Annotated in this window: 17 protein-coding genes; 3 read left to right on the top strand and 14 right to left on the bottom strand. The window is 50.6% G+C overall.

Translation table 11 applies throughout. From position 1 onward, the window contains the following. Nucleotides 1-42: 42 nt before the first annotated feature. The 7 genes from B9Z44_RS14520 to B9Z44_RS14490 all read right to left on the bottom strand — a co-directional run bounded on the left by B9Z44_RS14520 (nucleotide 43) and on the right by B9Z44_RS14490 (nucleotide 6,354). Nucleotides 43-585 (bottom strand): DUF2726 domain-containing protein, encoded by a 543-nt coding sequence (locus tag B9Z44_RS14520; protein WP_146180638.1) that lies wholly within the window; start codon nucleotides 583-585, stop codon nucleotides 43-45. A 140-nt stretch (nucleotides 586-725) separates the two neighbouring features. Then, nucleotides 726-1,634 (bottom strand): hypothetical protein, encoded by a 909-nt coding sequence (locus B9Z44_RS14515; protein ID WP_108402978.1) that lies wholly within the window; start codon nucleotides 1,632-1,634, stop codon nucleotides 726-728. Between the two features lie 8 nt (nucleotides 1,635-1,642). Further along, nucleotides 1,643-1,972 (bottom strand): hypothetical protein, encoded by a 330-nt coding sequence (locus B9Z44_RS14510; RefSeq protein ID WP_108402977.1) that lies wholly within the window; start codon nucleotides 1,970-1,972, stop codon nucleotides 1,643-1,645. A gap of 8 nt (nucleotides 1,973-1,980) precedes the next feature. Further along, entirely contained in the window at nucleotides 1,981-3,399 is a 1,419-nt protein-coding gene (gene traN / locus B9Z44_RS14505) for a conjugal transfer protein TraN (protein WP_108402976.1), read from the bottom strand. Continuing rightward, entirely contained in the window at nucleotides 3,396-4,466 is a 1,071-nt protein-coding gene (locus B9Z44_RS14500; RefSeq protein WP_146180637.1) for a hypothetical protein, read from the bottom strand. The genes traN and B9Z44_RS14500 overlap by 4 nt, the downstream gene beginning before the upstream one ends. Nucleotides 4,467-4,531: 65 nt before the next feature. Further along, nucleotides 4,532-5,077, bottom strand: a complete 546-nt coding sequence (locus B9Z44_RS14495; RefSeq protein WP_108402974.1) for a hypothetical protein — start codon at nucleotides 5,075-5,077, stop codon at nucleotides 4,532-4,534. Then, complete coding sequence (locus B9Z44_RS14490; RefSeq protein WP_108402973.1) at nucleotides 5,074-6,354, bottom strand: tetratricopeptide repeat protein; 1,281 nt, start codon at nucleotides 6,352-6,354, stop codon at nucleotides 5,074-5,076. Before B9Z44_RS14490 ends, B9Z44_RS14495 begins: the two co-directional genes overlap by 4 nt. 84 nt (nucleotides 6,355-6,438) lie before the next feature. Between B9Z44_RS14490 and B9Z44_RS14485 the strand changes: the two genes are divergently transcribed. Genes B9Z44_RS14485 through B9Z44_RS14475 form a run of 3 tightly spaced genes read left to right on the top strand, consistent with a single transcriptional unit; the run spans nucleotide 6,439 to nucleotide 8,937 of the window. Next, nucleotides 6,439-7,911, top strand: coding sequence for a GspE/PulE family protein (locus B9Z44_RS14485; RefSeq protein ID WP_108402972.1), 1,473 nt, complete (start codon nucleotides 6,439-6,441; stop codon nucleotides 7,909-7,911). Beyond that, nucleotides 7,893-8,519, top strand: coding sequence for a thioredoxin domain-containing protein (locus tag B9Z44_RS15385; RefSeq protein ID WP_245912847.1), 627 nt, complete (start codon nucleotides 7,893-7,895; stop codon nucleotides 8,517-8,519). Before B9Z44_RS14485 ends, B9Z44_RS15385 begins: the two co-directional genes overlap by 19 nt. A 55-nt stretch (nucleotides 8,520-8,574) precedes the next feature. Next, nucleotides 8,575-8,937: a hypothetical protein gene (locus B9Z44_RS14475; protein WP_146180636.1), complete on the top strand. Its 363-nt coding sequence runs from the start codon at nucleotides 8,575-8,577 to the stop codon at nucleotides 8,935-8,937. Between the two features lie 61 nt (nucleotides 8,938-8,998). Here the strand turns inward: B9Z44_RS14475 and B9Z44_RS15090 are convergent, their stop codons facing one another. From B9Z44_RS15090 to B9Z44_RS14445, 7 genes are read right to left on the bottom strand one after another with little or no spacing between them, the layout of a single operon-like run. After that, nucleotides 8,999-9,283 carry a hypothetical protein gene (locus B9Z44_RS15090; protein WP_146180635.1) on the bottom strand — a complete coding sequence of 95 codons (285 nt, stop codon included), beginning with the start codon at nucleotides 9,281-9,283 and terminating at the stop codon, nucleotides 8,999-9,001. Nucleotides 9,284-9,324: 41 nt separating this feature from the next. Beyond that, nucleotides 9,325-12,303 (bottom strand): conjugal transfer protein TraG N-terminal domain-containing protein, encoded by a 2,979-nt coding sequence (locus B9Z44_RS14470; RefSeq protein ID WP_108402970.1) that lies wholly within the window; start codon nucleotides 12,301-12,303, stop codon nucleotides 9,325-9,327. Between the two features lie 7 nt (nucleotides 12,304-12,310). Next, nucleotides 12,311-13,789 carry a conjugal transfer protein TraH gene (locus tag B9Z44_RS14465; protein WP_108402969.1) on the bottom strand — a complete coding sequence of 493 codons (1,479 nt, stop codon included), beginning with the start codon at nucleotides 13,787-13,789 and terminating at the stop codon, nucleotides 12,311-12,313. A gap of 10 nt (nucleotides 13,790-13,799) precedes the next feature. Further along, on the bottom strand, nucleotides 13,800-14,771 hold the full coding sequence (gene traF, locus B9Z44_RS14460) for a conjugal transfer protein TraF (protein WP_108402968.1): 972 nt from the start codon (nucleotides 14,769-14,771) through the stop codon (nucleotides 13,800-13,802). Between the two features lie 7 nt (nucleotides 14,772-14,778). Beyond that, complete coding sequence (lepB, locus tag B9Z44_RS14455; RefSeq protein ID WP_108402967.1) at nucleotides 14,779-15,285, bottom strand: signal peptidase I; 507 nt, start codon at nucleotides 15,283-15,285, stop codon at nucleotides 14,779-14,781. Beyond that, nucleotides 15,282-15,701, bottom strand: a complete 420-nt coding sequence (locus B9Z44_RS14450; protein WP_108402966.1) for a hypothetical protein — start codon at nucleotides 15,699-15,701, stop codon at nucleotides 15,282-15,284. Before B9Z44_RS14450 ends, lepB begins: the two co-directional genes overlap by 4 nt. Continuing rightward, nucleotides 15,698-18,280 (bottom strand): TraC family protein, encoded by a 2,583-nt coding sequence (locus B9Z44_RS14445; protein WP_146180634.1) that lies wholly within the window; start codon nucleotides 18,278-18,280, stop codon nucleotides 15,698-15,700. Before B9Z44_RS14445 ends, B9Z44_RS14450 begins: the two co-directional genes overlap by 4 nt. Nucleotides 18,281-18,304 lie beyond the last annotated feature (24 nt).

The following is an 18,304-nucleotide window of genomic DNA, read 5'->3' as shown; positions in this document are numbered from 1 at the left end:
GTATAAAAAGAAATGGCCTACGACGACGATTCATTTAAGGTTTTATGGGCGTTGTTTCCTGAATTCTTTCGGGTTGTAAATTGGATTAGATTGATTTGTCTGCGCTACGCTTTCGATGCTTACTTTGATGGATTGTCTAATTTCAATCATGTTGTAGTTGTTCTGCGCTTTTATCCAGACAAGGGGTAGCCCGACATCCTTACAAACCTTATCCAAAAAACCATCACGAGATTTCCGATCAAGCCTATCGTGTGATTTATCGTTCAACTCAATGGCGCAAATTACAGCGAGTGTCTCTGGGTGGCAAAGGCAAAAATCCACGTGCTTTTGAGCAACCTTCGCCAAGTCACGCATAGATGATTTACTGCCGTATTTGCCTTTAATGGTGATCAGATCGGCTACACGCACCTTCCCAAACACCAAGTAATCGCCATTCACGGCTCTCACCAGATGCTTATAGAAAATTCGCTCAGCTGGCGTGAATAAAAACTCGGCGCGCTTGTATGGCTTTCTTGGAATCAGAGCAAAGAAAATTAGGCAAAAAAACAATAGCCCAAGGGCTATTAGTTCAGTGTTGAGTTTCATAATTTCATTCACTTGGCGAGCATGGCAATTAAACCAATAACAAGAATAGCCAGTGAGACTTGATTCAAGAAACCGAACTTCTTCCCAGTTCTCTGGACGAAGCTATCTTTTTCTTTTTCAACCAATTTGAGCCCCTGAGCTTATTGTTTACAAGCCGGATTATCTTCGGCTACGCAAGCGGCCCACACATCCTTGCGAAGCTGACGATTTTCTTGTCTAGCTTTTTCAATGTCGACGGTTGTCGATCCTGCTGCAGTTAGGAGGTAAACGGCTTGGATCAAGGCGCCCTCTTCTGCTTCGGGTGTTTTGCCGTTCTTATAGGCGATAACGATTTGCCCAACACGGTCGGGCGCGGCTGTCGTAACACGTCGAATTTCGATTTCCTTGTAGCGGCATTCGGGCTTGGAGCACCATTGCTCAAGATCCTGGCCCGACAAATCGACGGGAACTAGGCCTCCTTTGTATTGAGAGACTGCGCTGTAGATGCTGTCTGTGATTCCAGAGCCTAGCGTAGCGTGTGAGCCGCCCACAGCACCATATCTGTCTGCTGCTGCAATCATCGTTCCAACCGAAAGAAGCCCGCCAATGAACTTATTGCGGGTTGTTTTGCCTTGCAGGTCGTCAGGGTTCCCTTGGTTTGCAATCGTCTGCTTGAAGGCTGCGGTCTGATAAGTTTGGACAGTGCCGATTTTTTCCACAGGGATAGAGACAGGCAACTGGACCGTGAAAGAGTTATCGCTGCTGCGGGGTAGTTTGAATCCTGCTTGATCCAGCTTTTGAGCGACCGCGTTTGTGATCGGGTGGTTGCTGGCTGACTGCGTTACGTTTGGATTGCCGAACAAATACTTCTGATCGTTCAAAAGAACGGTGTACCAAGCTGTTTTATTTTTATGGGCTTCTAGGCTGGACTCCAAAGCTGACTTGTCACCAGACCATTGATCAATTGGGCGCACAACAAAGACCTTCGCGCTATCGGTTTCAAAAACCAATGGCGCGGCCATAGCCGTGGTTGCGGCAAGTAGTGAAAGCACGATGGCAATTTTCTTCATTTTCAACCTCACTTTTTAACGTTTAGTTTTTTCTTGATGTCTTCACAGGCGGCAGCTTGTTTGGCAAAGGCGGCAAGATCTTCTGATTGGTTCTGGTGCTGAGCCTTGAACTCCTCAAGCTCCTTCTTGGCCATTTCCGTCTCTGTTCTGAGTGTGCCAATATCGTTTGTGAGCGCTGTAATTTGCTCTGTGCCTTTTTGAAGCTCTGCCTTCATCGTTTCGAGGGTGGCGTTCTTCTGTTGAATCAAGAAATAGCCACCCCCGAGGCTTGCGACAAGCAGGGCGCAAAGAGCAAGGGTGGTTCCGTGGCGCTTGATGAAAATTTGTGCTTTGTTCATATGGTTCCTTATGGTGCGTAAGAGGGAAGATTGGCTGAGCCGCTTTGGGATGTGCCAGAGGTTTGCTTTTGCATGATTGGCGTGTAGTTGCCCGAGATATTCGCTGGCATGTTTTTCGTGGCTTGTTGGGTCATTTGCCCTGTGAATTCACGGAAGTCGATTTTTGTGAAATCGATCTTGCTGATTTGATCAACAGAAATCCCTTTGCAGTCGCTTGTGTTCAAACCAAGTTGGGGTTTGCCTTGCATGTTGATGACGCGAGCAAGAACTGAATTGAACGAGCAATACGTCGAGGTCCATTCAATGCAGGTACCGATGATTGGGATTTTTTTCGTGCATTCCTCTTTGACGAAGGTGCTCAAATTTGCACCCATGTGCATTGAAAGCATTTGCTCTTCTTGTGAACAGCTTTTAAGCGACTGAATGACTTGAATCGCCACCAATGCCCCAAACACGTAAGGGTTGAAGGTGACGGACGTCATTGAAGAGCCCTCACCAAAAGTTGCCAGCGTTGTGTTTGCACCCATAAAGCCGGAGCCTTGTGCAGCAATGCCTGATTGATATGTAAAACCGTAGGCGCTCAGCGATGGGCCTCCTGCCGCAAAGTTTGTGGAGGTGGGAACTGTGCTTGAATAGTCAGCGATTGATGCTGCTGCGCTTTCTGAGAAGTTAGACACCAAGCCTGAGGCGTATTGCCCCCCGGTATACATCGCGTCATAGACATAGGGGCTTGCCGCGTCGACCGCGACCTGTCCGGCATATTTCACCGCAGAGTAGGCTCCGCTAAGAGCCAAATTCATCATCACTGAGTTTGATGTTGCGCCCGGGGCGCTCTTGCAGCAATTCTTGATGCCGAAATAACCCTTGCGACACGTCTCAGCAACGCCTGCAAAGATGTTCTGACCATTTGAGCCGTATGTTGCAGACTCTCTGAGAATTTCTTGTGCGAGGGCCGCTTTCTGAAAGGTGTTGTTGGTGTTGACAGGATCGGTCATTGAGTCGCTGTTGAACACGCCCGACGAACATGATAGTTTTTGTTCTTTGGTCTCTTCTTTTGTTTTGCAGCTATAGACGTTGGTGTAGCTGCTGCATTGGCCGTTTTCGGGGATGACGTCCGTACATTTTGAGGACACGATCTCGCAAGCTTTGTTTGTTTCATACGGGGTGCATGTATTCACCACCGTGGAAGAGCATGCGAAGTCATAGCTGTATTGCCAACAGGATTTCGGAATGCTGACTGCTCCGCCTGGCGTTGAAACTCCTGCAAGGCATGCAACCTTGCCGCCGATGTCCTTGCATGGGGTGGTGTCTACGCAGGTTTTGGTGTTTGGAACTGAGTGACAAGCCCCTGCCGCATATTGCGAGAATGAGCTGGTCCATGCGTAGCTGATTAGGACCGCAGTCGCAATGATTCGAATCTTTTTCATGGCGTCCCCAGCTGAATGCCTGCGCTCTGTTCAAGCGATTTACATTGGTTGTCCCAATAGCTGTTGTACTTGGTGACCATTGGCACTTGGAAGCTATTGCTTCCTACATATGACGTGCCCTGGCAATCGTTGTAAAACTCGGTCGTAATTGAGCAAGTCAAAGAGGTGCAGCTTTGCGAGTAGTAAGTTGAGTAGCAATAGCCTCCGCTGTGCGAATTTGGACCTAAGGTTCTAGGGACGGAAAAACCAACCCGACCTGCAATGTCTCTGGTTCCTAACTCAGTGTTAGTGGCACCGTTCGATTTATAAATCGTGAATGCGTGCATACGGTAGCCAGTGCTGGTGCAAGTGAAGTCATATGCAAGCTTGTCGATGCATCCGGGACACGGATCAGCAGTTACCCTTGTTAAAAATTGACCTGCCGTACACCCAGGCTCTTGAATGGCGACCACCTTTAAGAATTGCGAACAAGTGGCCACGTCTGTATTCACTGACTTCACGCAAGTGTTCTGCTCATATTCGGCAGGCCGAGTAACTACAGCCTTTTGAGTGCAAACCTGTCCTGTCATTGATCCGGCGTTAGCTTGCGCGCTGCCAGCCGCTCCAAACAATTGATCTGTTGACTTGACTCGCTCTCCAAAGTTGAACTGGTTGGCCCCCTTGCCGTATGAATCGGCACAGTAAGAGCTATTCAGTTGACTCTGGGAACTGCCTCCGCCGCTTTTGTTCACGATGGCGGCTTGTGCGCCCAATGGCGTGAGGCAGCGTTGACTTAGAAAATTAACCGCCGCACACTCTTGGTCTCGCGCCGCATCACCAGAGCCGGGTGTGTAGGAGGCGCACTTGTCCATCGCTTGATTCCCAAATCCTGCAAGACCCATTGTTTTTGCGCTGTCCATCGCTTGGCTGCTTGTTTGTGGCGCTGAGAAGCCGCCAAGCCCTGTTGGCGTCTGTGAGGGTGCAGATGTTTTGCCGCTCCATGCGCTGGAGTTCACCCCTGCAGGATTCACCACCTGACCTGGTTGTGTTGGCACGATGCTCTTACCAAAGGCGGTGCCTTGCGACATCACACTTTGGTCTTGTGCATGACTGAAGGTTGAAATTGCAATCAGACAGAGCAAAGCTAAACGCCTCATTTGCCGCCTTCCCCCGTTGGCTTTTGCGAAGCTTTAGCGGCCTTCGCCTTAACTTGCTCATTGCTCAAGCCTCCGGTCGCCAGTGCATTTTCAATTGCCGCCTCTACTTCGGCAGTGTCTTGCGCGGGGGTTCCGTCTGGGCACGATGCGCCCACCGGATAAAGATGGCCAGGATGACTCTTGCACATTTTTTTCGGGGGCAAGCCGTCTTGGCAAATATTGAGCTGTCCACCAAGGTCATCCCATGCGATGTGGGCAGATGGCTGTGAAACGAGGAAAGCAACGCGACCGCAGGTGGGCTGCTCTTTGAATCGGGTGATCAGTTTTGCAAAGACCATGATCTGGCCGTTACTTCCAGTGCGCCCGCGAATGGCTTGGACGAGCGGTGCAAATTGTTGGTCGTTTGGCAACTCAACGCTTGCTTGCCCCTTGGTCAGTGCTTCTGTGAAAACGCTTGTCGGCATGCCTTGCGACATTGCCGAAACTGAGAACGCCAGCATGGCAAACATGCTGGCTAATCGGATATTTGGACGCAGTGTCATCGCTGGGTTTCCTTTGTGAGTAATGGCTCAAACAGATCTGTTTCGGCCTGTGCGAACGGCAAATAGGGCACGGTCCAGGAGTAGTGGAATTTGTTGGACTTGCGCATGTTCTTTAACGTCTCAATTTCCATTGGTACGAAACTGGCTACGCCTGCAATGATTTGTTCGCGCTGAACGCTCCACCCCTTTTCGCTCCCAACCATCTTTCCAACTTGGTCGACGCAGCGCGCTGCTTCGTCTTTAATGTTGGGAAGCGTTGCTCTTCGGTAGTGCCTATTGATCAAAACGTATTTGCAAAACGTGAAGTTGTTGTCCGTCTTGATCAGGGGTTTTGAAATCTTGGCAATCAACGAGTAGCCATCGTCAGCACCTGTTGCAATTGAATCGCGCAGCCAACCCACACGAATTGGCAGGCTCTCGGTGTCCCCTAGCGAGGCTCGTGGGATGTGCGCCAAAGCTGAGTTGCACCCCTTCGCAAAACGAACGGCTTCGGGTTGACGGTTGGTTCTAAACGCAAGGAATGACGCGAGGCCGCACACTCGCCCTGAGGTATCGTTTGCAAGCGTCATGGCCTTTGCCATCCATGCAAGGCCGCGCTCTAGGTCTGGAGCATTCCCAGACTTGCCGTATGCGGCAATCAGTCCCAAGTTGTAAAGGGACGGTTGATAGTTTTGGGAGGCTGCAAGTTGGTAATACTTGGTGGCTTGACTGAGACTTTTGGGTGCCCCATAAAGTCCGTGCTCAAAGCTGAAGCCCAAGAAGTGGACCGCCTCTGGCTTTCCATTTGATGCAAATTCTTGGAGACGGGCAATTACTGCCCTTTGGTCTGGCTGTTGTCTAGTAACCAGCGAGCGTATCAACGCAATGATTTCTGGCCCCTCTTGGCTAATCACGATGTGCTCGCCGTACTTGAGTTGCCCGCCAATTTGAGCGAGTTTTGGAAGGGTTGCGCCTACTTGCTCAACCAAACTTGGCGTGGCGCTCGCGACAGATGCTTGATTGAGCTGTTGCTGGTTCTTCGTTTCGTTTTTGATGACGAGCGAATTCAAGGCTGAATCAATGGCCCCTTGCTGCGCGTTTGGATTTGCCGCCAAAGCCGTGGCTCGGGCTTCTTTTTGTTGAGCGGCGGCTTGCCTGTCAATTGCAACTGATTTGGCGACCTGGCTCTCCACCGTCGAATAGGTCTGAGAGCCCGATGTTTGAGCGAAAACACCACCGCTCAAGCCCATCATTACGCCTGAAAAACCCGCTATAAGTACGATTTGTGTATTCGTCATGTGAGTCGCATTAACTATTCAGTGTTAATATATCACAAGTAAATAAAAACGTTTATTTTTCAACTCCAAAAAAGGAACATTTCCATGATCGAACAGCTCTTGCCAGAGGTGATGGACATCGACCATCTAACCGACAGGGAGCAGCGTGAAGTGATGGTGGTGAAGCACGATGCTGTGCTTGGACCAATTGAGAGATTCATTCGTCGCGCCTTTGTCTGGGCCATCGTTACTCGCTCTTCTGACGTTCATATTGAGGGTCGAGGAGACAAAAACAGCCCGACCGTCCACATCCATATCCGCTCGCCCAAGGGGATGGTGAATATGGAGTACCACGGAGATCACGGGCGTCACTTTGAATCAAAGTTATTTGCTGTCACAGGCACACCGCAAGGGGGTAGCACTGGCATGACCGTATCAACGCGCTTTTCGATGGCGCTTCCTGCAACGTATGCGCGCAAGCATGGCCTCACCCCACGCGAAGACAATCCTTATGCGATCGACATGCGCGTCGAGTACATCAAAACCTTCGACGGCTTCTGCTTCATTTGCCGACTTCTTGACCAGCAAAGGAGGCCTGCGCTTGATGAACTAAACCTCTCGTACACGCTGCTCCACGCGATCAAATCTGCGGCTGAAGAACCAAGCGGTTTGATCTTGGCCAGCGGCCCTACGGGCAGCGGAAAAACCACTCTTCTCAATGCCGTTCTTGGTTACCTGAACGATGGGCAACGTTCAATCGTGACGATTGAAAACCCCGTCGAAGTTCGACTACGGGGGGCGGGGCCTATCAAACAGCTGCAAACACAGGGCGAGTTCACCTTTGCGCGTGCGCTTCGTTCCACCTTGCGCGCCGATCCTGACGTTATCTTGATTGGCGAAATCCGCGACGAAGAAACGATGAGGATTGCCATCGAAGCCTCAAAGACAGGTCACCTCGTGCTCTCGACAGTGCATGCAAACAACGCTCACGAAACAATTGCGCGCTTGGTAGACCTCGGAGCTGACCCACTGAACATCGCTGACTCGCTCAAGCTTGTTCTCGCACAGCGTCTCATTCCTACTTATGCGGGCTCTCTGCATGAACGAACACTGACCCAGGATGAAGTTAGCTGGCTCACGCTCAACGGAATGCCAGGTAAAACAAAAATCTTGGAAGTCGATTCGCACGAAAAGACTGGCAAGGTGGCCATGATCGAGGCCATCCAAATGGATGATCGGATGAAACAAATCATTCGGGCGGGGAACATGGACCCAACAGCCCTTTACAGGGTTGCAAAAGATCAATCGCAATACGAATCTTTGGCCTCTGCGGGTGTTCGCGGAATTGAAAGCTCGCACTGCAAACTCAAGGACTGCATGGTCTCGCTGGAGTCAAACACTGATGCACAAACAAATCCAAATATGCGGATTCGCTTAGCTTCTGAGCACAACGTATCGCTGTCGGAAGTTGCTGCAGCGATCGATGCGACTTACGTCTCAAGGGATAACAAAGGGGGCGATTCTGTGGAAAAAATCTTGAGCAAAAGAAAGGGGGGCCTATGCGTCGCCGCAGTTTAATTCTCGCTTGCACGGCAATTGTTGGCATGCGCGAGGCGCTCGCGCAAAGCAACTCTCAAATTGATCAGCTCAAACCATACTTGCAGGTCAAGCCCATACCCGGAGAGGAGAAAACGGTTCGCGTGTTCTTCTCGCCTGCATGCCAATACTCGCGCATGTACTTGCAGTTTTTCCGCAACCTCGCTGCAACTCTCCCCGAGGACAAGCTCTTCGTCTACACCCCGCTGGTGAACAAGGCAGATGGAATGGCTTACGCAATGGCGTTTGCTGCTGTACAGCGTTACCACCCCACTTATCTGAATGCATTCATCGAAGTGTCCATGATTGCAACTCAAGACAAGGGAATTTCCACTACAAGCTGGGCAGGAATTGACCGCTTGGGACGAGCATCGAAACTTCCAGTTTCACTGCCTGCGCTAGTCAAAGCCAACAATGCACAGATCATGAAAGATGTAGAACTTTATGTGTCTGTACGGCATAATTTGCAGGTTTTAAACACGCCTGCGGTCGCCGTGGCGGGTACTTATGTGGTTACACCTGAATTCACCAAGGGTGACGCTGCACTATTCAGTCAGCTAGTAAATGGGATTATTTCAATGGCGCGGTGAGGCCCTTGTCAAATCTTCTAGCTGACAAACCAACAATGACAGAGCAATGATGCAAATGAGCACCCTAACCCGGACACAAAAGAAAAAAATCGCCGATGCATTATTGCGAGGCATCAAAGATCCAGTTATAGCCAAGGTGCTCGAAATATCCGTCGAGGATGTTGCCAGAGAGCGCAAGAGCAAAGGTCTTAGCTGCAAACAGGTGACCGAAACGCGATACGAATACTGGAAAAAACTTCTGTACGCTGGAAGAAGTCTCAAAGAGATTGGCGAGCTGTACGGCGTGAGCCCATATTCCGTCAAGTTGATGCTCTGGAAGAAAGAGAGGTTCAGCATGATGGACGTGAGAAAGAAAATCTCTGCCGAACGCGCCAACAGTAGCAGGCAAGCCCGAACGTCGGCCAGCTTCAACTGGTAAAGAAACGCACAAAGAAGAACGCCCGTGAATCGACGGGCGTTTAGCTTTTTGGCGGGTGCGCTTAGAAGGTGTGCCCCGTAGAGCCGAAGGCGTTGCCGCAGACGTCCACGCCGCCAGCCATTGGGAGGCCGTTCACATTGGTCGGATGAACGTCGATAGAACCAAAGGAGTTGCCATTGACGTCTACGCCTCCGACCATTGGTAGTCCGTTTGCGTTCAATGAAGAATATGCCGCACCGTGGCGGATTGCGGCGCTGCTTTTGCGCCGACGAGCGACAAACACCCCCACCAAAATAAAGGGGGTGAGAATGACAGTTAAGCCTACTACGAAATCTGAATCAAGCATGGGGCTCTCCATTTGTACTGTTCATATTATCTGTAATTAATTTATTTTTTACCGTCATCCAGTTTCCCGAATTCAACTCGCTCATTCGTGCCGCTAGTGAGGAAGTTTTTGGTGTTCTCGCCAATGGTTTTCGCCGTTCTAATTGCTGTCCCATCGCCTGTCACTTGGTTTAATCCTGCTGCATCGGTTTTCGCAAATGCATCTTTCACCTCTGGAAGAGTTGCGTTGACTGTTACGGATGGGGTTGTGGGTGGGGGTGGTGTCCCAGTGCCCGTTTTAGTTGGTGCGGCGGCTCTTGGTGAAGTTGCTCTAGGTGTCGACTGAGGGACGGGCGGGAGGAATTTCCCAGCTCGCTGATCAAGGTTTCGTGCGTCGACTCCGGTCTGATCTTCGGGGCGATCTACCTTGTGGGATAGTCTGTCCGTTGGACCAAATTCTTGCTGAAGGCCTGAGATGGCCATGCCTTGCTTAGTCAGATAGTCCGAGGCCATTTTGCGTTCGTCGGTGCTGGCGTTTCCATCATTGAACAAACGAACTGCTGCGTTGTGGCGAATTGCAGCTTGGCGTGCGAGCGGGCTCATTCTGACTTGATCGGAGGCTCCAGAGTCCACCATTTGAGTGGCATCGCGCATGTGCTTCGCGGCGGCTGACGATTGTTCAAAGTTGCGCCCCTCCGTGAGTTGGAAATCGCGCATGCCTTTGTTTGTCTGGATGGAGTGCGCCAAACTCTCTGAAGAGTAGTTCTGAGCAAACGAAACCAGCGAGTTCGTATTCGAGTTATTTAGCCCTGATGAGTCCTTATTGCTCAAACTTTCCGAAAGCGTGCTTGTGTATTGCTGCTGCTTGGAGTACATGGCCTCAAGGGCTTTAACCTTGTCTGTGCTGCTGCCGTTCGTCTTGGCTGTTCGAAGTTCATCGCCAATCGCTTTTTCAACCGCTTTGGCTTCCTCGACGGACTTCGATCTTCCAGCTGTTTGAGTGCGAGTCAAGGAGTCGTTTGCGGTAGTGCCAGTATCAGCTCGCAATGATCCTCCCGCCCCTGCTCCTGTTTTGTGTTCTCCGCCAGCGCCGACCGAACCAGCAGCAGAAGCACCCGCTCCAGCTGTTGTCGAATTTATGTTGGACTTGCTGGATGAAGCGTTGTCGTTGACGTGCTCGCTGTTTGAATTCCGCATAGTTTCAGCGACTCGATTGCTGATCGATTTCGCTGTTGATGTATCAATGCCTGAACGTGTAGCGTTTGACAGCGAGCCTCTCTCTGTGAAGGCCTTTGTCAAAGACTCACCCTCTGTAATCGTTTGTTGACGAGCGGTCTCCTCGCTTTGCGCTCTATGAGCTTGTTGGGCCAATTGCCCATACTGAGCGTTCTGATTCACGGCTTTAATCGCGCCCGTCTCCGCAAGCGTGTTGTAACCCGCACCTTGTGAGGCGCTTGCAAGACTTGAATTTTGCAAAATTGGAGCGGTGCTCATCGCCTGAGGCGTTGTTGCGGGCGCAGCCTGCGAATCAGGTGGACTCATGCGACTGGCCACCGAAACCATCGCGCTTGTCGCACTCAAGCCAAAAATCATGCTCATTAATACGGGCAAGCTAGACATGATGTGAGCTGCGGTGCCAACTTGAATGCTGAATTGCTTGTAGGCCTCAACTGCTACAGCCTGAGACAAATATCCACCCTGCGTGATGCTGGTGAGGAATGTTGCAACTTGCATATAGATCATGCCGTTGATAATCTCTGCGCCCACGTTCAGCACCAAGAGTGGCCAAACCATGATGTGTACAACTGTATAAATTGATTTGCTGGCGTTTGATCCAGAAAACATCATGAACAGCACGACCACAGGGCCAAGGCCAATAATCAGTGCCATGATGTGGTTTGCAAAGCTGCCAGCATATTTCAGCATTTGAACCTCATTGGCGGCGCGCTGGATGTTGTTACGCTCGATCTCAAGACCTTGAATCGCGGCTGCTTGACAGGTCGTTTTGTTTGATGCGTCGGATCTCAAGCAGTTGAGGTCAGAGGTCACTAGCTCAGAAAACAAAAGATTGATCGCCTCGGCATTTGCTTGGGTTGTTCCATCGGCGAGTGCGCTTAGTGATGTGTTGGCCGTGCGAACTGCGGTGTACTGTTCAGCAAACTTTGTGAAGCTGTAATCAGCATTTGGGTTTGGCTGATCCGCTCCGTTCACTGCGCCTTGAACAACTCGCGAAAATTCCTTTGAGTTCAAAGTATTACCAATGTTGTCGGCCACGATGTACGCAGCATCTGCACAAGTCGAGATCGACTGCGAGCTAATGTTCATATCGGTCACCAAGCCTGTTGTGTTGAGCGAGGCTTGATACAAGAGTGCGCCTAGGGCGGTTTTAGGGATGCCATTAATAGGGATTGATTCCGCGATGGTTGCGCCCGTATTTCCAGCATTCATCACCTTGGCGATGATTTTTGAGTAGTCTGCTCCCGAGTCAGAGTTAATACAGGCACCAACAACACTTTTAACTTGTGAATCAACTGAACCAAGGCGCATGATTGCTGTCCTTGACGTGAGCAATACCTTCAAAGGGTTTACAAACCCATTTCCACTTGCGGAAATTGACGAGTAATTGGTTCCAGCACTTTGATACGCTGTTTCGACCAAGGCGCCCAGCTCTTGGCTTAATTCACTAGCCATCGCGGGGACTAGGGCAATTACAAACGGCACATTGTCTACTTTGGACAATTTGCCATTGATGGTGCTCTCAAGATTGACTGAAACCTTCATTCCAGGAGCGGTTAGTAACGAGGCAAAGATGAGGGGCATGATGATGTCGAAAGCGCCCGTGCCCATTGCGGATCCGCCGGTGCCACCTACAGATGCAAACGTAGCTTTCGTAACAGTACGGATGATGTTCCAAGTGGAAACAAGCAGGGCAAAGCCCCAAATGAATCCGGTCTGATTGACGATCATTGCCACGCCATTCAGGATGGCGTTGAGCATGGTGAGGTCGGCGCTAACCGAATAAATCGTTAGTGTTGGAAACATACTCGCCTCACTTCGTGTTGCCGTTCAGGGTGGCAGAAGTAGATAGCTCTTGTGCAATCTTGAGTACCGTGTTGTCTTTCACGCAGGCGGTTTGTCTGTCCATATAGTCTTTGCGAAGGTTCTCGATATTGCGTTTCGCGTCGTCATTCAAGATGTGGCTATTGCCGTATTCGACAGAGTTCGCCGACTTGTAGAGTGCTTCACCAAAACGCGCAGCAACACAATCGGAAAGGTAAAAACCAAGACGCTCAGCCATCGAAACGCGATATTGCGGGTTCGACGTTTTGGAAAGCAGCGCAATAACCGGGAGTCCCGATTGCTGCATGAACTGAATCTGGGCCGTTGTGAAGCTAAACATTTGTCCGCTATTGATCTTGCCCACGATAGATGCAGGGTCGACCGTTCCGGATGTGACGGACCCAAATAGCATTTGATTAACCCAGCCCTGAATGCCCTGATAGTTGAAATTAGCCTTTTGCATTTGTGTACAAATTTGTGGGTCGAAGCCGCCATTTGCCACGCCCGCACCTGATGGATTTGCACAGCGGTAGAGCGTCAGTGGTGTTGTTGCGCGGATTGACCCCGTACCACCGCCTTTGACCATGTCGTCCAACGTGAGAGTTGCAGGGCCTCTGCACTGAATGCGACCAGGTGTGCTACCGACGCCTGCTGGGCTACTGTCTTGCTGACCTGATTCGTTTGAAGTGATACATGGAACGCCCGAAACCTCGTAACCAAGGAAGGAGATCAATATTCTGTTGTTCAGTGAATTGGGATCTGTTGCATCATCACCCGTTCCATCGTAATTTCCGAGGCCGGCCATGCCGAGGATGTTGGATGCTCCAGATGCAATGACCGCCTTCACAGTAGAGTTTCCTGCTTTTGGATTTACCTCTCCCGCCTTCTTGAAATAATCATTAGCATCACTTAGATAGCCTTGAAGTCCAGACATGGCGTCTGAAAATATGCTTTTTTGTGTAGCGCCTACGCTCCCCGCCCCGCCCACAGCATCTGAAATTGTGCGTTCTGCCTTGTCTACAACGAGGTGCGCCATTTGGCAGGTGTTTTTGCTCAAATTATTCAAGTTCTGCATCAGCGTTTGAAACTCGGTCATGAGTCCGTCGAGGCTTGGTGAGATGGCCTTGATAGCCGCCTTAAACGCAAGGCCTGCCGCATTGGCTGCAACTTTTCGGAAGATGTCTACAAGCTGCTGATGGTTGATAAAACTGAAGGAACCGCCGTATAAGTCCACGCCTCCGCACCCAGCGTTGATGCGGGGAGAGTCAAATGCAATGATGGTCACCGATTTGATGGGGGCTCGCATACTGAAGCTACCGCCGAACATTCCCACCCTGTCTTTGGTGGTAATTTTCCCGCTCGATGTGGAGTTGCTCATGAACATTGAGTTCAGGTCGCCCATGATGCCTGCGTTGGCCAGCAAGGGGGTTGCGAGTGCGATGGATGCTGCGAGATGGCGTAATTTCATTTCTGTTTCCTCACTGGTACTGCTTGAGCAAAATAGGTTGCAACTTCTTCTTGAACGTTTCTGGCTTTTCTGGATCTAGCGTCAAACTCTGAAGGTCCTGAGTGGATGCAACGCCACGGGTCCAAACATCGAGATCGCGAGTCGTTTCGGCAGATAGCAACTTCATGTTGTGGCCAGCAAACGCAATTAACTTCGTCAATTCGTCTGCTGCATAAAAACCTTGCGAAACAACCAAGTACTTGTTCGGGTCTGCATCCCCTTCGTAGCCCTTTGGTTTTGGCACATAAACGATGGAGGGGGTTAACTTCAAATCAAGTTTTTTGTATAGCCCGTTATCAACAACAATCGGGCCTGCGTAGCCCTTGGGTCTTCTTCCGTCAATTGAGACAACCAATGTCTCCATGCCGTAGTTAGTCTTGAGCATGGCTAGGACGGGCACTTGCATTGCACAAAATCTGCAGCCCCCATCTACAAAGGCAACGAGTCCGCCCACTTCGCCCAGCTCGCGCACAGCCTTCTGTTGCGCGAGGTAGTCAGCGTTCCGGATGGATTGAGCGCCTGCTGATGCGTAGGGAACTCGATTGTTTTCGTTGAGCAAGGGGTCTTCGTTAACCACCTTCATGTGCATTTCTTCGAAGCGCTGCGCCTTGTCCATGATGATTCGCTTGGCATACAGGTGCGCTGAAATATTTTCTTCTGATGGGTTATCGATGGCTCGCTTTTCCAACATCGGGTAGTTTTTGATCAACCATTCGACATCAACTTTTTGCTCTCCTTTTGGCTCTTGCTTGCCCTCTTGGGTGAGTGCGGGTGGTGTGACTTGTTTTGGCTTTGGTTGGGCCTTTTTCTGAGGGGCTATGTAAGGGGTGTAGTTAGTAAATGCATCACCATACGCATCGTCTATGCGGACAGTCTTGTCACTTTGCGCGTATGAACCCGCAGCAAAGGACAGCGAAACGAGGAGAGTGATTGCATTCTTCATGGTTGCCTTAGAAAATCTTGTAGCCTTTGCCGACCACTGAGCCGACATCCAAGTAGCCCCAATATCTGGAATCGTTGGACAAGGGGTGGGTTCCTGTCATAAAAAATTTGCCTGCAGGAATCACTTCATCGCGTTCGAATGCCTTCGTAGAAACTTTGGTGACGTCTACCAGTGGCAGGCCCATTGCTACCACCTCACCATTGACGAGAACTTCTTCGTCAGTTACTTGCAAACGGTCGCCTGGCACCCCACTAACCCTCTTTAAGACATAAGCTTGTTTGATGTAGGCCAGCGCTCCTGAGGGCTCCCAGAAAAGCAAATCACCCCGCTCGACATTGGTGGGGTGTTGTTTAACCAGGAGCGAGAGGTGCATGTCTGGTAGACACTTCTCGTCATTGGGATCGAAGCCAATCGTGATGGGTGATTTAAACCAGTAATAGTTCACCGCAAGAAGCGCAACCAAAAGAGCGCCCCAGACGACCCTCCTTTGTTTTTTTTCGTCGACCGCACTCATTTCGGGCTCGCTGGAGGCGCGATCGCCTCGGGAATGGCTGCTGGTTTTGTGGTTGGTTGGGGCTTTTTAATAGCTTCGCGAAGTTCGGCTGTAATGTCTTTGGTTTCCGCTGGCAGCGCTGCAACCATGTAATGCCCCGCTTCGTCCTTGCTTGAGTCAATCACGACGTAGCCAAGGTCCGCGTATTTCTTGAGGACAGCAATGACTGGTTGAGAGATTTCCTTCTCCATGATTTCAGGCGCGGCATCATGGCGATCCAAAACGGCTTCGAGAATCACGGCACCACGCTCAGCAATCACGACTCTTGGTGCATCGCCCTTGTACTCGATGCCAGCATAAAAACCTGCCGCCATGAATACAAGCGCTGCGACATACGGCAAATCACCAGACAAGATGAGGTCTTTTAATGATTTCATTGGGTTACCTCATTTACGCAGTTGAGCAACTCAGCCTTGGTCAGCTGAGAGTCTTCAAAGAACAGTTGGTCAATCGCGGTTTTCAAAAACTGCAAACGTGAACGCTTCTTATCGCCCATCACTTGGTAGACCGCATCGACCGCGCTAATACCCTGCTGCATCAGCTCAAACACAGCATCGCGAGCATCACCTTCGGAGCTGAACAACGTCGAGGTGAATCTGTCGACATAAAGTCGGGCAGCTTCGTAATAGCGATCACCAACAAACAGAATTTCCGAAAAAACACCTTTGCGGGTTTCGATGCTTTCGACCATGCGCCGAAAGAACGGATCGTGAGCAAATCCAGTCAGGATGTTGTGCTCGAAAAGTTTTTTCACCTCTTCTGACTTCTGAGCCAAGATCAGCTTCCACGCAGACTGGTTGAGAATGATTCGACCTGTTGAGGTCTCGGACAGTTTGAGCAGGGATTGCACAATAGTCCAAACACCAACACCATCTTTTCGTCCCTTGAGGTAGATGCCTTCCATTGCAAGTGCTGCAGCTTCGTCGTTCAGGAGGTCGAGGCCTTCGTCCACCATCACCAACTTGCGGCCCTTCACAGTCTTGATACGCGACATGAGCATGTTCAGTACAAAGAACATGACACATTTACGAAGGTGGCCATCACCAGACAACCCGCCCAACTCAAACACAGTGAATTGTTTGGTTGGGTTGATCGTGCCTTTGCCACGGAAGAATTGGCCACGGGTTGGGCTTTCCAGAAATGCTTTGAGACGAGGCCCCAAGTTCCCTGCTGCTCGCTCAACTTCGTTCAAGTCGACTTTGTCGCCTGCTGAGGCGCGAATGATTTCCAAACTGTCAACAACCGTGCTGATTTCCGCATCGCCTTGTTTTTTTCCGTAGGCGGCGCGAACGGCCTCAGTCATTGCAATACGCGCACCAGAATGTGGAACCTCGCCTTCAAAGGCCATCAGTAGCAGCAAGGATGTAATGACTTCTTGTTGTTCATCAAATTCCTGATCATTCAGGCCCGTGAACGGATTCAGGGAAGGCATGTCCGTAGTGCTAAGGGAGAATTCGTTGAACTCACCCCCAACAGACGCGCATAGTTTTTTCGCGCTGCGACCGTTGTCGAATAAAAAGATGTTCGCACCTTCGGCGAGGTTGTTCTTGATCAGGTATTGCAAAACAAACGATTTACCCGAGCCAGGGGCGGCAGCAATAACGCCGTTGAAGTTGCTATCCGAAACAAAGGGATCAAAGTAATGCGCTGCGCCTCGGCGAGTGATGAACATTGAGCCTGTGTTGTTTGTGTGGACACGTGCGTTACCAGCGTGATCGCCATAAACGGGCAGCAAGCAGCCTGCGGCAGACGAAGGCATGATGCATTCGCTTTTCAATTTTTCAGCGATGCTTGGGGCGAAATTCAAAGGCAGCGCCTGAGCCCAGCGAACGATTCCATCGTTTCTCACCAAGCGGCCATCAAACCCCAACTTGTCGAATGTGCCCTTGAGGGTCGTGGCAACGTCAATTGTTTGTTCGCGAGTTTTTCCAAATACAAAAGCGGTTGTTGACACATAGACGAACTTATCTCCGTCCGTGCTGCACATATTCTTCATGTAGTCCAGGTCGACCATTGCCTGCGCTGGGGCTTCATTGCCCAGCTTGAATGGGAGAGTCTGTGTGTTTTGACGCGACTTAATGGCGTTCTCAACGCGATCCATCTCTTTGCGTTGATTCGCCACACGAACGGTTGTCGTGAAGATGAAAGGCGTAAGAATTCGCTGTCCACCACCATCCCTTGAGGAGCCGCTGTTGAATGGGGCGCCAGATAGCAAGCTCGTGAGGCCGTGATAGCCTTCTTCTGGGTACTTCTTGGCGGTCACTTCGGCGCAGTATGTCTGCCCGTCGAATATCCCGACCTTGCTGTCGCGAAAATCGATGCTTTGGTCTGGGCCAAAGACTTGGTGGCGCAACTCAAGCAGCTCGTCTAACTCGACGTTGCTCTGAGGCGTATAAATCGAGGCAAATTTTCTGTAGTAACCCAACAGCTCGCCAGCTTTAAGAATTTCTGCGTCTGCGAAACCGCAACCACGCATGTTATTCAGAAAGTCTGCTTGCAATGAGGCTGACTCTGAGAGAGTTTCGGCGTTCAAGTTCTTAACTGGCACAGCAAGAGACACGATCAAAGATCTCTTGTTCAACAGAGGAACGTCCGCTTGCCAGGCCACTTTAGTGGCGAACTCAAATACACTTTTTTGCTTGTTCACAAGCTCTGAAACCATTTCACCGCCGTGCGTCTTGCCTTTGGCGTAAAGGCGAGCAGCTTCGTAATCTGGTTCAGATATCAGGCTCACTTGAATCAATGAGTCGTCTGGGCACGATTTGAAAATGTTCTGAACAACCGTGCCGAACTCACCGCCCCCGCCTACCAGTGGACTCATCAAATAGGCGCGACCAACATAGGTCTTGTCTTGTTTTGCCTTAGAGACAATCAGATGATCATTCGCCGTGTACGTGTCCAGGTGGATCAAGTCTGAGGCGAATTGAGTCTTGAAATTTGGGGTTCGGAGAGTCACGGTTATTCCCTTTTGTTTGATGAG

The sequence above is a fragment of the Limnohabitans curvus genome (assembly GCF_003063475.1).
Taxonomy (GTDB): Bacteria; Pseudomonadota; Gammaproteobacteria; order Burkholderiales; family Burkholderiaceae_C; genus Limnohabitans; species Limnohabitans curvus.
This window is presented reverse-complemented; position numbering and strand designations above follow the sequence as displayed.